General features: G+C 67.4%; 10 protein-coding genes. 5 read left to right on the forward strand and 5 right to left on the reverse strand.

Going from position 1 to position 13653, the window contains the following annotated elements; genetic code table 11:
- Window positions 1–283: 283 nt before the first annotated feature.
- Both ACOJUJ_RS10475 and ACOJUJ_RS10480 read right to left on the reverse strand, forming a co-directional pair.
- Window positions 284–1747, reverse strand: a complete 1464-nt coding sequence (locus tag ACOJUJ_RS10475; protein WP_420126818.1) for an ATP-binding protein — start codon at window positions 1745–1747, stop codon at window positions 284–286.
- A gap of 189 nt (window positions 1748–1936) precedes the next feature.
- A complete protein-coding gene (locus ACOJUJ_RS10480; RefSeq protein WP_420126819.1) occupies window positions 1937–2818 on the reverse strand; it encodes an alpha/beta hydrolase in 882 nt (293 codons plus the stop codon).
- A 149-nt stretch (window positions 2819–2967) separates the two neighbouring features.
- On the opposite strand from ACOJUJ_RS10480, the gene ACOJUJ_RS10485 reads away from it, so the two are divergent.
- The 3 genes from ACOJUJ_RS10485 to ACOJUJ_RS10495 all read left to right on the forward strand — a co-directional run bounded on the left by ACOJUJ_RS10485 (window position 2968) and on the right by ACOJUJ_RS10495 (window position 6664).
- Window positions 2968–4215: an exo-beta-N-acetylmuramidase NamZ domain-containing protein gene (locus tag ACOJUJ_RS10485; protein WP_420126820.1), complete on the forward strand. Its 1248-nt coding sequence runs from the start codon at window positions 2968–2970 to the stop codon at window positions 4213–4215.
- A complete protein-coding gene (locus ACOJUJ_RS10490) occupies window positions 4212–4988 on the forward strand; it encodes a CTP synthase (RefSeq protein ID WP_420126821.1) in 777 nt (258 codons plus the stop codon). The genes ACOJUJ_RS10485 and ACOJUJ_RS10490 overlap by 4 nt, the downstream gene beginning before the upstream one ends.
- Before the next feature lie 443 nt (window positions 4989–5431).
- Window positions 5432–6664, forward strand: a complete 1233-nt coding sequence (locus tag ACOJUJ_RS10495) for a DUF1624 domain-containing protein (protein WP_420126822.1) — start codon at window positions 5432–5434, stop codon at window positions 6662–6664.
- 247 nt (window positions 6665–6911) lie between these two features.
- On the opposite strand, the gene ACOJUJ_RS10500 is transcribed toward ACOJUJ_RS10495, so the two are convergent.
- The 3 genes from ACOJUJ_RS10500 to ACOJUJ_RS10510 form a co-directional block, all read right to left on the reverse strand.
- Window positions 6912–8135, reverse strand: a complete 1224-nt coding sequence (locus ACOJUJ_RS10500; RefSeq protein ID WP_420126823.1) for a type II toxin-antitoxin system HipA family toxin — start codon at window positions 8133–8135, stop codon at window positions 6912–6914.
- Entirely contained in the window at window positions 8122–8442 is a 321-nt protein-coding gene (locus ACOJUJ_RS10505; protein WP_420126824.1) for a helix-turn-helix domain-containing protein, read from the reverse strand. The genes ACOJUJ_RS10500 and ACOJUJ_RS10505 overlap by 14 nt, the downstream gene beginning before the upstream one ends.
- Before the next feature lie 200 nt (window positions 8443–8642).
- Window positions 8643–10694 carry a PAS domain S-box protein gene (locus ACOJUJ_RS10510; protein ID WP_420126825.1) on the reverse strand — a complete coding sequence of 684 codons (2052 nt, stop codon included), beginning with the start codon at window positions 10692–10694 and terminating at the stop codon, window positions 8643–8645.
- A 339-nt stretch (window positions 10695–11033) separates the two neighbouring features.
- Here ACOJUJ_RS10510 and ACOJUJ_RS10515 point away from each other — a divergent pair, with 339 nt between their 5' ends.
- Window positions 11034–11429: a Fur family transcriptional regulator gene (locus ACOJUJ_RS10515; protein ID WP_420126826.1), complete on the forward strand. Its 396-nt coding sequence runs from the start codon at window positions 11034–11036 to the stop codon at window positions 11427–11429.
- A 1015-nt stretch (window positions 11430–12444) separates the two neighbouring features.
- Window positions 12445–13044 carry an SRPBCC family protein gene (locus ACOJUJ_RS10520; RefSeq protein ID WP_420126827.1) on the forward strand — a complete coding sequence of 200 codons (600 nt, stop codon included), beginning with the start codon at window positions 12445–12447 and terminating at the stop codon, window positions 13042–13044.
- Window positions 13045–13653: the final 609 nt, after the last annotated feature.

The raw sequence follows: 13653 nt of genomic DNA on the forward strand, positions 1-13653 counted from the left end.
GGCTCGTGATGATGAGCGCCGCCGCGTCTGTGGAGGTTCGCGCGCCGCGATTTGTCATTTCGAAGGAGGCGTCAGCCCGGACTGGCTGATCGTCGCGCCCGCGGGCGTAGCATCAGCGCGCTGCCACCTGTCTTTGGATGGAACTGAGAATCTGATGGGGGCACCGGCCGGTGCTCCCCGCGCTGCTTCTATCATTCTGGATAACAGCCTGTGTATGCGAAGCAATACAATCGTGTTTGTATACAAACACGATTGTATTGCTCAGGTCGGTGCGTGTCGGACTTCAGGATGCCGGTTGAAAGACGTCCTTGAGCGTCCACAGGTACACCTCTTCGCGGGACGCACGTGCGGCTTCGGCGAACCGGTCGGTGAATCCGGACGCGGCCACGTACAGCAGCGGCGATTCCGAGGCAGAGGCCGCGTGTGCCCAGCCCACGCCCGACTGCGACAGCCGGCCCAGCATCTCCAGATGGCGCGTGTGTACGTCGACATCCACCGGCTTCTTGTACCACTTGATGGCTCCCGTGAGCACCCGCCCGTCCAGCAGCGTGCTCGCGATGTCGATCTCCAGCGGCTCTCGATGGCGGTCCACGCCTTCCCAGCGGCCCCATTCCCGAACCAGCGGAAGGTTCAAGGGCGCCTGCAGCCGGTAGTACGCCTCTTCGACCATGCTCTCGAAGATCAGGCCCATGTACGAGTCCAGATTGGGAGCCACGTGCTGCTCCCACACCGCACCCGCGTTCTGCGTAGCCAGTGCGCTCTCCAGCGGTGCCACAAACTCGTAGTAGAAGCGAAAGGCCGGGTCGGCCACACGGTAGCGGAACGGTTCCTTGGCCTTGGCTCCCAGGTTGCGCCCTGACCGCACGTAGTCCAGCGCCATCAGCCGGTCCAGCTTGTCGCGAAGTGCCGTGTCGGATTCCAGCCCGGCGCCCTGCGCGATCTCGTTGAGCTCCGTGCGGCCTTTTCCCACGGCCCGCAGGATTGCTACGTATTTCTGGATCTCCCGCAGCCCCTGCTCCTGGAGCAGAGCGGTCTGCACGAGCTCGCGAACCTCGCCGGCGGGGTTCAGCATGAGGGCCACCGCGTTTTGCGCCACCGTGCGCCGCGGGTCCACGGGGGTCAGATAGCGCGGCGTGCCGCCAAAGACGCCGTACGCGTACGCCCGCTCCCGCAGATCGGTGTATCCGGCGAGTTCCCCCGCATGCCAGTAGTTGAACGGACGCAGCTGGCACTGCCATGCGAAGCGCCCGTAGAGTGGTGAGCCTCCCTCGTTCAGTGCCTCCAGGGTTCGCACGGCCGAGCCGGCCAGCACCAGCACGAACGGGCGCCGCGGGCGGCGCATCTCCCAGGCGGCGTTGAGTTCCGAGGCGACGGTGTTCAGTTCCCGAGGGTTCTCCCCCAGGTACTGAAATTCGTCGAGAGTGATGACCAGCGGTTCCGGCGAGCGGAAATCCAGCAGCAGCCGAAAGACGCTGCGCCAGGTAGGATAGTCTTCCGCGTGAATTTCCTCACCGGACCACTCCGCCAGGGCGGCGATCAGTGCCTCGCGATTCTGCGTGGGGGTGGTTTCTGCGGCGGTAAAATAGAAGCTGGGATTTTTGTTTCCCCAAGCGCGTCCCAGCAGGTACGTTTTGCCCACGCGGCGGCGGCCATACATCAGCACGAGCTTCTGCTCGCCCGCCGCCAGCAGGTCGCGCAAATGCTGCTGTTCAGCCTCGCGGTCTACTATCGCATCCGGATCTCGCATCAGCACGCCGGGAGAGCATCGTGAGGAATACAAACACGATTGAATACAAACGTGTTTGTATTAGAAATAATACTAAAGTTGAGCTTTCTCAGCAACAAGAGTGGTGATGTGCTCGCGAATCCCTGCCGTCCAGACGTGAGCGACGGCAAGGCAAAGGAGGCGTACCGATTCTGGTTTTGAGCGCCGACTTCACCACGCTCCACCAGCATCAGCACCGGGAAGCCGGGTGATGCGCTCTTCGACCAAGCGCAGGAAGACGGGGAGGCGGCGATCCCAGAACTCCCAGGTGTGGGCACCGGGCACCTCGTGGTACTCGTACGCCAGGCCGCGCGCCTGCATCGCCTGCACCAGCGTGCGGTTGCCGGCGGTCAGACGGTCCGCGGTGCCGGTGTCGATGTAGAAGTACGGCGCATTGGCGACGTTCGCGGCGTCCGCCAGCGCCACCAGGTCGTTCTCCGCCCGTGCGGTGCCGCCGACGGGTCCGAATGCGTCCATCACGGAGGCGTAGCCCGTGTCCGCCGCCGCCAGCGGGGCGGCCGAGAAGCTGCCGACGAGTGAAAAGCGGCCCGGATACTTCAGCCCCAGTTTGAGCGCGCCGTAGCCGCCCATGCTCAGGCCCCCCACGTAGCGCGCCTCCCGGTACGTCAGCGTCCGAAAGTGCAGGTCGATGTAGGCGGGGATCTCCCGCGCCACGTACTCCTCGAACTTCTCCTCCGGACGGGCGGCGCTGTTGGTGTACCACGAGTTCCCCGCATCGGGCAGGACGACGATGAGGGGGAGCCGCGCGGTGTGGACCAGGAGATTGGTGCGATCCAGCCAGTTGCGGTGCCCGCCGTCGTGCCCGTGCAGCAGGTAGAGCACGGGATAGCGGCGCGCCGCCGCATGGTAGCCGGCGGGGAGCACCACGACGGCGTTGCGCGGGGCAGGGAGCGAGCCGGGAATGGAGACGATCCGTACCCGCGACGTGTCGACCGGAGCGAGCGACTGCGCGTGTGCTGTGGCGGAAACGCCGGCGGCGAGGGCGGCGAGAAGAGCCACCGCGAGCCGCGGCTGGCGTAGGGCGTGGAGCATTGAGAATCCTTGCGACGGGGTGGGGCCGGACGCCTGACGCAATAGAGATGCTGTCCGCGCCGGCAGCAACCGCGGGGCGCCGGGGGTTCCGCCCGCGTGCCGGTGCTGGTATCGTCGTCCATGCCCTTTCCGCACGCACGCGAGAGACGATGAAGACGCTGCTTTCCGCCCTGTTGCTGCTGGCCTCGTGCACGCAAACGCCGGATCCCGTGCCTCCGCGGTCCGCGGGAACGACGGCGCGTGAAGAAGCGGGGGCGGTGCTCCCCGGCATCGAGACGTTTCTGGCCGACGTGCCCGCGGCGCTGCGGGGCAAGCGGGTGGGCCTCATCACCAACAACACGGGGATCGACCGCGCGCGGACGCCCGACATCGACCTGATCGCGCGGCACCCCCACCTGCGGCTGGTGGCGCTGCTGGCGCCGGAGCACGGAATCCGCGGCAACGTCGAGGCCGGCGAGCACATTCAGGACGAGACGGACGCAGGCACGGGCGTCCCCGTCCACTCGCTGTACCAGTCCGAGGACCGCGGCCCCACGCCGGAGATGCTGCGGGACGTGGACGTGCTGATCTACGACCTTCAGGAGGTGGGCGGCCGCACCTGGACGTACGTATCCACCATGGCGCTGTCGATGCAGGCCGCCGCGCGAAAGGGGATTCCGTTCGTGGTGCTGGACCGGCCCAACCCGATCGGTGGTGAGATCGTGGAAGGGGCGCTGCTCGATCCCCGCTTTACGTCGTTCGTGGGGATGTACCCGATCCCCGCGCGCCACGGGATGACGGTGGGCGAGCTGGCCACGATGTTCAACCAGGAGCACGGGATCGGTGTGGAATTGATCGTGGCGCGGGTGGCCCACTGGCGGCGCGGGCAGTGGCAGGACGAGACCGGCCTTCCCTGGGTGAACCCGTCGCCCAACCTGCGCTCGCTGGCGGCGCTCACCAGCTATCCGGGATCGGTCTACTTCGAAGGCACCAACATCACCGAGGGCCGGGGCACGGACCGCCCGTTCGAGCAGGTCGGCGCGCCCTGGCTGGATGCGCCGCAGGTCGCCGCGGCGATGAACGCGCGCGGGCTGCCGGGAATCCGCTTCGAAGCCATCACCATGCCCGTGCTACCCACCGCCGCCAAGTTTCCGGGGCAGACGATCCCCGCCATCCGCTTCGTCGTCACCGACCGGCAGGCGTACCGGCCCGTGCGCACCTCGCTGCTGTTGATCAACGAGATCCGCCGGCAGCATCCCGCTGATTTCGCCTGGACGCGGACCATCGACCGGCTCACGGGCTCGGACAGGGTGCGGCTGGCGATCGAGGGCGGTACGCTCCCCGCGCTGCTGGAAGAGTGGGACCGCGAGGCCGCGGCGTTCGCGGAAAGCCGCAAGCGCTTCCTGCTCTATCCGTGAGCGAATCCATCGATCCTGTTCGGGAGGAGAGCGTGCCCATCGAGATCCGCGTCGGCCTGATCGGCGACCACGACCCGGCCGTTCCCGCGCACCATGCCATTCCGCGCGCCCTGGCCCTCGCCGCGCAGGCCGCGGGCGTCGCGGTCGCGCACGAGTGGGTAGCCACGGAGCAGATCACGGACGATGCGCGCATCTCGGCGTACGACGCGCTCTGGTGCGTGCCCGCCAGCCCGTACCGCAGCACGGACGGCGCCCTGCGCGCGATCCGCTTTGCCCGCGAGCAGGGGCGTCCGTTCCTGGGCACGTGCGGCGGATTTCAGCACGCGGTGCTGGAGTACGCCCGCTCGGTGCTGGGCTGGGCAGACGCCGAACACGCGGAAACCAGCCCCGACGCCACGCTGCTGGTAGTGACGCCGCTGGCGTGCGCGCTGGTGGAGGCGCAGGGTGGCGTGCGCTTTTGGCCGGATTCGCGTCTGCGGGCGGCGTACGGCGCGGACGAGGCGGTGGAGGGCTACCGCTGCCGCTACGGCCTGAACCCGGCGTTCCGCGACGCGCTTACCGCCGGCCCCCTGCGCGTCGCCGCGGAGGACGAAGCGGGAGACGTGCGCGCGGTGGAACTGGATGGGCATCCGTTCTTTGTCGCCACGCTCTTTCAGCCGGAGCGGGCCGCGCTGCGCGGCGAGGTTCCGCCGATCGTCACCGCATTCGTCCGGGCCGCGGCGGACGCTTCCCGGCTCGCGCAGGCGGAGCGGCCCGGAGCCGTGGTCGCCTGAGAGAGCGGTGCTAGCCCCTCCCCGTGATCAGTCATCCTGAGGAAGGCGCCGTGTTGTATCTTGCTTGTACCACATACTTCGGCGCCGAGTGAAGGATCTTGCCAGCAGAACCGTGGGGCTAGATTCGGGGCGTGTAGCATGCCCCTCGCGAGCGGAAAGAAGGTCCTTCGGTCGCGCGCAAGCTGTTCCTTGACTTCTCGTTGCACGTGGTGCGCTCCCTCAGGATGACACCGCTTCGGTTCGTGGTTCGAGGTTCGGCAACATCCTCTGACGCGGAAAGATCGAGCGGGAAGCCCGCGGTCCCTCATCAATCCATTACAACATCGGTACAAAGGGCAAACCACGGCCGCGCCCGCGTCGCACATCATTCATCACGGCGACCTGCCCGAATCGGCATCCGGATCCTCCCGCCGCGCGCCCGCCCGCATCCCCACATCATCCGCATGGCGACCGAAACCATGATCCCCGGGCCGCTGGCCGCCCCCGCCGCCGCGGCTGCCCCCGCGCGCCGGACGCGGATCGACAGCGTGGACCTGCTGCGCGGCGCCGTGATGGTGCTGATGCTGCTGGACCACACGCGCGAGTACGTGCACCGCGACGGGCTGCTCTTTGATCCCACCGACCTTTCGCGCACCACTGTCGTCCTCTTCTTCACCCGCTGGGCCACGCACTTTTGCGCGCCGGCGTTCGTGTTCCTGGCGGGCACGGGCGTGGCGCTGCAACTGGCGCGCGGCAAGCCGAAGCGGGAGATCTCGCGATTTCTGCTGACGCGCGGCACGTGGCTCATCGTCCTGGAGTTCACCGTCGTCCGCTTTGTGATCACGTTCGACCTGGACTACGCGGCGTTTCCTGGGATGCTGCAGGTAATCTGGGCGATCGGGGTGGGGATGATGGTGCTGGCGGCGCTCATCCACCTGCGCACGCGGTGGATCGCGGCGATCGGGATCGCGATCGTGGCGCTGCACAACCTGACCGATCCGCTGGCCGTCGGGCCAGACCCGGACGCGGCCGGCACGCTGTGGATGGTGCTGCACCAGCCGGGGTTTGTCCAGGTGTTTGGGGCGCGGCTGCTGGTGCTGTATCCGGTGCTCCCGTGGATCGGGGTGCTGCTGTGCGGATACGCGCTGGGCCAGGTGTACGGGTGGGATGCGGAGCGGCGGCGGCGCCTGCTGGTGCGGCTGGGCCTTGGGATGGTCGCCGCCTTCATCCTGTTGCGCCTGACGAACCTGTACGGGAACCCGTTCCCATGGTCGGCGCAGAAGAACGCGGCCTTCACGGCGCTGTCGTTCATCAACACGCAGAAGTATCCGCCGTCGCTGCTATTCGTGCTGATGACGCTGGGGCCGGCGCTGCTGATCCTCGCGTGGGTGGAGACGACGCGCCGGGGCCCGGTGGGAAGGGTGCTGGTGACCTTTGGCCGCGTGCCGCTGTTTTTCTACGTGCTGCAATGGGTGGTGGCCCACGGCTTTGGCCTGCTGCTCTCGCTGGCCGCGGGCAAGCCCACGAGCCACTTCTTCGGCATGCCCGGCTTTACCCCGCCGCAGCCCGGCGCCGGATTCAGCCTGGCCGCCACCTACCTGTGCTGGATCGCGGGCGTGGCGTTGCTGTATCCCCTCTGCCGCTGGTTCGCGGGCGTAAAGCAGCGGCGCAACGAGTGGTGGCTGAGCTACCTGTGATCCCGAATCCGGAAAACAACATCGGAAGGTACAGAGGGACGGAGAACAGCCAGAGGAACAGAGATGATCGGCGTTCCTCCTCTGTTCCTCTGGCTGTTCTCTGTTCCTCTGTATTCTGACCTCAGTTTCCTGTAGTCCGATGTGAGGTGAGGCGTTTTGCGGGATTTGGTATGATCCCGAGTCATCTCTTGTTTCTCGCAGACCCGGGTGAGCCATTCTCCAGGATAAAAGGAAGTCGGCCACGTCCTTATCCGGCACGCGTGTTGAGAAGACGCCGGATCTGCTGTGCGGATTCCGCCGGCACGCCGGTGGTAGTCGCGAACCGCGGCCACTCCGCCACCGCGCCGCGCACCTGCGCGATGATCCCCTGCGCAATGCGAGCATCCACGTCGCACAACTCCGCGACGCGCAGCATGTGGCGGTCGCCGGGACGCTCCGCCTCACCTGCGACGTCCATGGTATGCTGGCGTCCGGGCCCTTCGGAAAAGATCAGGTCGTACGCCGGCGCCAGCTTCCATTCTCCCGTGCGCTCCATGAGAAAGGAGAAGTTTTTCACGTGATCGTCGCGGTTGTGCGCCACCACGTTGAACGCCATGCGCCGGAACGCCTTCTCCACCTGCCGCTGATCCCGGGTGAGGGCTCGCGTGGTCCGCAGAAAGCCCTCGTAATCCATGGATGAAACGCGGTGGCTTGCGTGGAACAGGCCGCCCAGGCTGTGCATGTGAAAGCGGGCTTTCCCGCGCCGGTCGAACCGTTCCGCACCAAAGTACCGGCCCCCGTCCGGCGTCTCGAACAGGCGCGTGTAGGGCATCTGGAGACCCGCCGCCGCGGCCATCAGCGCATACGCCGCCTCCACGGCACCGGCGTGCGGGCTGTCTTCCCCCGCCGTGAACTTCACGATGAAGTGCCGATAATCGTCCGGCAACTCGGCCGTGCCCGCGATCATGCGCCCATCGTCTCGCACGCCGACCAGCACCTTGGGACGTGCGCCTCCCGGAGAGCCGCCCGCGATGCGGAGTGCGGGGAGCACATCGTCCGCGCTTCCTTCCAGCACCCGTTCGGCTTCGCGCGCCAGCACACCCAGATCCACCTCCAGCGGCCCGGTTTGCGCGTCGGGATCGGGCGGATGGTAGGTCAGCGCGCCCATCCCCCGTGTCCCGATGTACGCCAGGCGATCCAGGGGTGAGATGCTGGCGATGGCGAGCCCCTGCCGTTTGAACTCGCGGTCCATGAGCAGCAGCCCCCAGCTGTCCGGCAGCGAATCGTCGAACGCGCCAAAGAGGCGCCCGAACTCCCGGTCCACGTGCTCGATGAGCCCGGCTCTCGCCGGAAGCTTGAAGGGAGAGAGGGGGAGGGGCGATTTCAGGAACGCCGCATCGTATTCGAAGTAGATGCGGCGTTCCTCTTCCGCCAGCGTGCCGACGACGGACTGCTCGCCTCCCCAGTCCAGCCGAACCTCAAGCGTCCGCACGTTCCCGCCTTCCGCGCTTGCGGGTGGGGTGCTGTGTGCGCTGCGCCAGCTCGGCGAGCGACTGCGCGGGGGGAAGCGCAAAGATCTGCTCGAAGCCGGCCCGGGCGTTCAGGACCACGGCAACCCTCAACAGCCGATCCAGAGAAATCCGGCCGGTGCGCTCGAAGCGGCGATAGGTGGGCAGGGTCAGGCCGGACCGTGAGGCCAACTCCTTCTGCGTCCACCCGCACTGCAGGCGCAACGCACGCACGCGCCCGGCGAGCAGGCGCGCGATCTCGGCCGGCGTGAGAAGGTCAAGTGGCAACATGTTGTTGCTTACGGATCAAAGCGATGGCGTAGCGCTAACATATTATCACTTCACCACTGCCGGAGCAACGCGGCTCGCCTCCGTACGGACTCGCGTTGCACACCCCGATCCGCTTCTATCCGCCCACCTGTGCCTGTGTCTTCGTGGCGGAACGCCTTTTCAGCAGCTCAGGGTCGAAACGTCACGCATCTTCAACACCCTCACACCTCCAGCGCCGCGTCCACGGCGGTCAGGAACTGGTCCACATCAAAGGGCTTGGTCAGGTAGTCGCGCGCGCCGGCGGAGCGCAGGCGGTCTACGCGGCGGGTGGTGGCGTCGGCGCTGATCACCAGGACGGGGATGTCGCGGGTGCGCTCGTCGTCACCCAACTCGTGCAGCACCGTCTCGCCGGAGATGTCGGGCAGGTGCAGGTCCAGCAGAATGAGGTCGGGCCGGTGCTCGCGCGCCAATTGAAGCCCCAGCCGCCCCTGCAGCGCCGGGATCAGCTCGATCTCCGGCCGGTCAAAGAGGATGGTCTCCACCAGGTCCAGGTTGGCCAGGTTGTCTTCCACGTACAGGATGGTGCGCGCGGGCCGCGCCACCCGCTCCGGCCGCGGCATCTCCGCCCGGCCGGGCTCCAGGCTCTGGCGCGGGCTGGACGTCAGGGGAAGCTCTACCCAGAAGGTGCTTCCCTCGCCCACCGTGCTTTCCACGCGCAGCTGCCCGCCCATCACCTCCACCAGCCGCCTGGAGAGCGCCAGCCCCAGCCCCGTGCCCTCGATCCCGGAGCGCTCGGCCCCCAGCCGCGAGAACGCGACAAACAGCTCGCCCAGCCGATCCGCGGGGATGCCGGGCCCCGTGTCGCGCACGCCCAGCGCCAGGAACGGCTTGCCGTCCGTTCCCTCGGCTGGCTGCGCGAGGAACTGCACGGCTCCCCCGGCGCGGTTGTACTTGATGGCGTTGGAAAGCAGGTTCAGCATCACCTGCATCAGCCGCTGCTGGTCGGCGTGGACGTAGGCGTCGGTGCCGTGTGGGGCGTGCACGGCCAGCTGCACCGGGCGCTGCTCGGCCGTGGGGCGCACCAGGGCCAGCGCTTCGTTCAGCAGCGTGGCCACGTGCACGGGCTCCAGCGAAAGCTGCTGCTGGTTCGCCTCGATACGGGCGATCTCCAGCACCTCGTTGATCAGGTTGAGCAGGTGGCGGCCGGCCTTGAGAATGTGGTCCACGCTGCGCGACTGCTCCGGCGGCAGGCCGTACCGCTGCAGCAGCTGGCCAAAGCCCAGGATGCTGTTCATGGGCGTGCGCAACTCGTGGCTCATCCGCGACAGGAACTCGCTCTTGGCCCCGTTGGCCGCCTCGGCCGCTTCCTTGGCCTGCTTCAGCGCCTGCTCGAACTGCTTGCGTTCGGTAATGTCGCGCACGGTCCAGATGCGCCCGTACACCTCGCCCTCCTCGCTGCGAAGCGGCGACGAGTAGCGGTCCAGCACGCGCCCGTCCGCCAGCGGCACCTCGTCGCGGTACACCGTGTCAAAGTCGCCCCGCAGCCGCTCGATGGTGCCGTGGTACGCCTGGGGATCCCTGGCCTGCAGGCACACCCACTGGAACATCTCCACGCAGCGATCCGGCGCCTGCAGCTCGTCCGGCACGTTGAAGATCTCGGCGTAGCGCCGGTTCATGCTCAGCACGCGGCTCTCGTGCGAGACCAGGATGCCGTCGATGGCCACGTGGTTCTGCGCCTGCAGCAGCGTGGTCTTGAAGCGCAGGGCCTCTTCGGCCTTGCGGCGCTCGGTGATGTCGGTCATGAAGCCGGCGAACACCTTGCGCCCATCGGACACGTACTCGCCAAAGTTGATCTCCACCGGGAACTCGGTGCCGTCGCGCCGCATGGCGGGCACCTGCACCCCCTGCCAGGGAATGCTCCGCTCCCCCGTCAGCAGGTAGCGGCGGGTGCCGCGCATGTGGCCCTCGCGCAGCCGGTGCGGCATAAGCACCGTGAGCGGCTTGCCCACCATCTGCTCCGGCCGGTAGCCAAAGATCCGGCTCATGGCGGGGTTCACCGCCAGGATGGTGGAGCTGGAGTCGATGATGACGACGCCGTCGGGATCGGCCTCCACCAGCGCGCGGTACCGCTGCTCGTTCTCCGAGAGCGCGGCGCCCACGATCCGGGCGTCTTCCAGCTGCCGCTCCAGCTCGGCGATGCGCGCGTGCAGATGCGCGGCGTCGTCCGGCGATCCGGTGCGGGCGGCGGGGGGCGTGAGGTCGGTCTGGCTCATGGCTGCTCAGGCGGACGCCGCGGAAGCAGTGCGGGGGGTTCCACCGCGCCGGGTCCGGCGGGTGCATTGTTTCGGCGGGGATTCGCCGGGCGGCGTCGCGGTCATCCTCCCGCGCGCCACGCTCCGGCGAACCGGAAGGATAGGGGAGACGGGGCCCGAGAACAAGCGGGTTCTACCGCCCCGCGGCAGCGGGAAAGCCGGCGCGGAAAGCATGGGGGCGGCGCGGATTTCGCGGCCGGATGGCGCCGGATCGGGAACGGGCCTCGTGAGCTCTCCGCGACCCCGCCGCCGGTGTTATATTCTCCCTGGCAAACCGTTCCTCCTTATCGTCAGAGACCGATGGCCGCCGGACCACGACTGGGTGAGCGCAACACGCGCCAGAGGGAAACCATCATCGAGGTGATCCGTGCAGCCGAGGGCCCGCTCACGGTGCCCGAGATCGTCGAGCGTGCGCAGCAGCAGGTGCCGGGGCTGGGGATCGCCACCGTCTACCGGACCATCAAGCTGCTGGGCGAATCCGGCCAGGTGCAGACGGTAATCCTGCCGTCGGGCGAAACGCGTTACGAATCCGCCCAGCTGGGCCATCATCACCACTTTCACTGCCGCGTCTGCGAGACGGTGTACGACATGGAGACGTGCCTGGTACGCGTGCCGGAGAGCCGCAAGGTAGACCAGGGCTTCATCGTCGAAAGCCACGAGCTTACCTGCTACGGCGTCTGCCGCAACTGCGCCTGATCTTGCCTCCGGGGACCGCGTAAGGTTGTGCGCCGGGCCCAGCTTCTAGTCGATTCTGATACCATCTCCGGGATTTCGATGTGCGTGAGGGGAACGATTTTCACGCGGAGGCGCGGAGAAAACAGAAGAGGCGCGGAGGGAACGGCCAAAACGCCTCCGCGCCTCATCAGTTCCTCCACGCCTCCGCGTGATGCTTTTCCGTCGTTCCTCTGATTGTACGACGAACTGCGAGAAATGGTATGATAATTTGTTTTCTTTGGATGTCGTGAAGCTGTTCTCGACCGCGTCTCGCGTGCTTTTCATCCGCCGGCCCTCCCGCGCTTTTCGCGCTCCTCTACCTGCTGCTGGCGGCAGGCGGGGGGAGGCGCTGCAGCACGGTGGCGGAAGCGACGTGGCGGCGGCGCACCCCGAGTCGCACTATCACGCACCGGGCGACGGCAACACCGGCTGTCCGCCTTCCCCCCACGACGAAACCATTGCCCGGCGTGCAAACTGGCCGGGCTCCGCTTTCTCCCCACGCAGCCCCGCGACACCGAGTTCGCCAGTGTCTGGACGACCATCCGGACACCCCTCCGCTGGTGGCGCGCCCCCTTCCGGCGTATCGCTCGCACGCCCCGCCCAGCCTCCGAACTCCACCTCTCGGCTGACGGCTCCGTCCCGGAGCTGAACCCGGCACACCGTCGCGCGCCCCGGCGTCGCGGCGGGATCTGATCGCGTCCGCGCACTCCGCGCCGCGCTGCAGCCGAACCGCCGGACCTCCAGACGAACCGAATTGAACCGGTGCGCGGCCGGTGACGCTTCCGTGTCCGGAAGCGCCGCGGCTTCCAACCTTCTGGCGGTCATCCGCCATCCCACCTGCACTCGTCGGAAAGACGAGAAGCCAGCGCCGGCCGGACCGCGCGCGCGGAGGGCTACGTACCTATGGGGCTAATCTCTGTGGGTGCATCGGTCGGCCTGTGTGGAGGCATCCTTTCATCCACGCCTCCGCACCTAACACCAATCTCACCGAGGCTCCATGCGCTACACCCGTTCCATCCTTGCCACGTCCCTTCTCGCCGCCACGCTCGCGGGCTGCCTGTCACCCATCGACGCGGACCCGGCCGCGCGCGCGGGCGTTGAAATCTCCGCCACCCACAGCGCCACCCAGCCGCCCGTCTCTACCGTGACGCCGCGCCCGGACGGCGGCTTTCGCTTTGTGAGCACGGCCGTGCTGGATGCTCCAGAGGGTGCCGCGTGGGCCAAGATCGGCGACATCCGCAAGCTGCTGGAGATCGCCCTTCCCGCGGCGACCGGTTTTCAGTGGCTGGACGGCGGCAACCTGGCGCGTGTGCCGTCGCGCTACTCGTTCCAGGCGCTGGGCGCAACGGTGGTGGAAGAAATCACCCGGCGGGACGTACAGGAGAAGGTGTTCGGCTACCGCGTCGTCTATCCGGCGCTCGGCCTGCAGAGCTACACGGCGACGATCACGCTGGACGCGGCGGACAACACGCACACCGTCATCACGTTCAGCCGCGACATCACCTTCGCCGATCCGTCGGCGGTGGGCACCTGGGCCGCGCTGTTCGAGCAGGAGATCGCGGACATCCAGGCGTACTTCGCGAACAACCCGCACTGACGGCACGGGCCTGTCCCGCAACGCGGAACGGCTCCCGGAGCGGCCGCTTCGGGAGCACGATCCCCGGATGAAACCGGCCCCGGCGAAGCACTCGCCGGGGCCGATTGCGTGCCGTGCGGGAATCGATTTTCCGTGCGCCGCGGCTGTCGTTCCGGGTCGCGCTCAGCGGAACTCGGAGGATGTTTCCACGGCGCGTTGTCGCACACGTGCGGACGCGGATGTCATACCATCTCTCGGATTTCGATGTGCAGTGAGGGGAACGGTTTTCACGCGGAGGCGCGGAGAAAACAGAAGAGGCGCGGAGGGAACGCCAAAAACGCCTCCACGTCTCATCAGTTCCTCCGCGCCTCCGCGTGACGTTTTTCCGTCGTTCCTCTGATTGCACAACGAACTGCGAGAAATGGTATCACATCGCGAGGTTCGCGGGCCTGGGTGCAGATGAAACGGATTGCCGGCGTCTGCGCCAGGTTGCCCCGATTTTGCGATCCACGGCCGCTGGAACAGCCGTTCGGGTAGGTCGCCGGCCCGTCGCTGCCGCGTGATGGCGCCGGGCCGTGCAGGTGCGGCGCCACGTCAAAATCCAGAATCCGTGAGGTTGCGTGTGACGCT

The sequence above is a fragment of the Longimicrobium sp. genome (genome assembly GCF_048594345.1).
Taxonomy (GTDB): domain Bacteria; phylum Gemmatimonadota; class Gemmatimonadetes; order Longimicrobiales; family Longimicrobiaceae; genus Longimicrobium.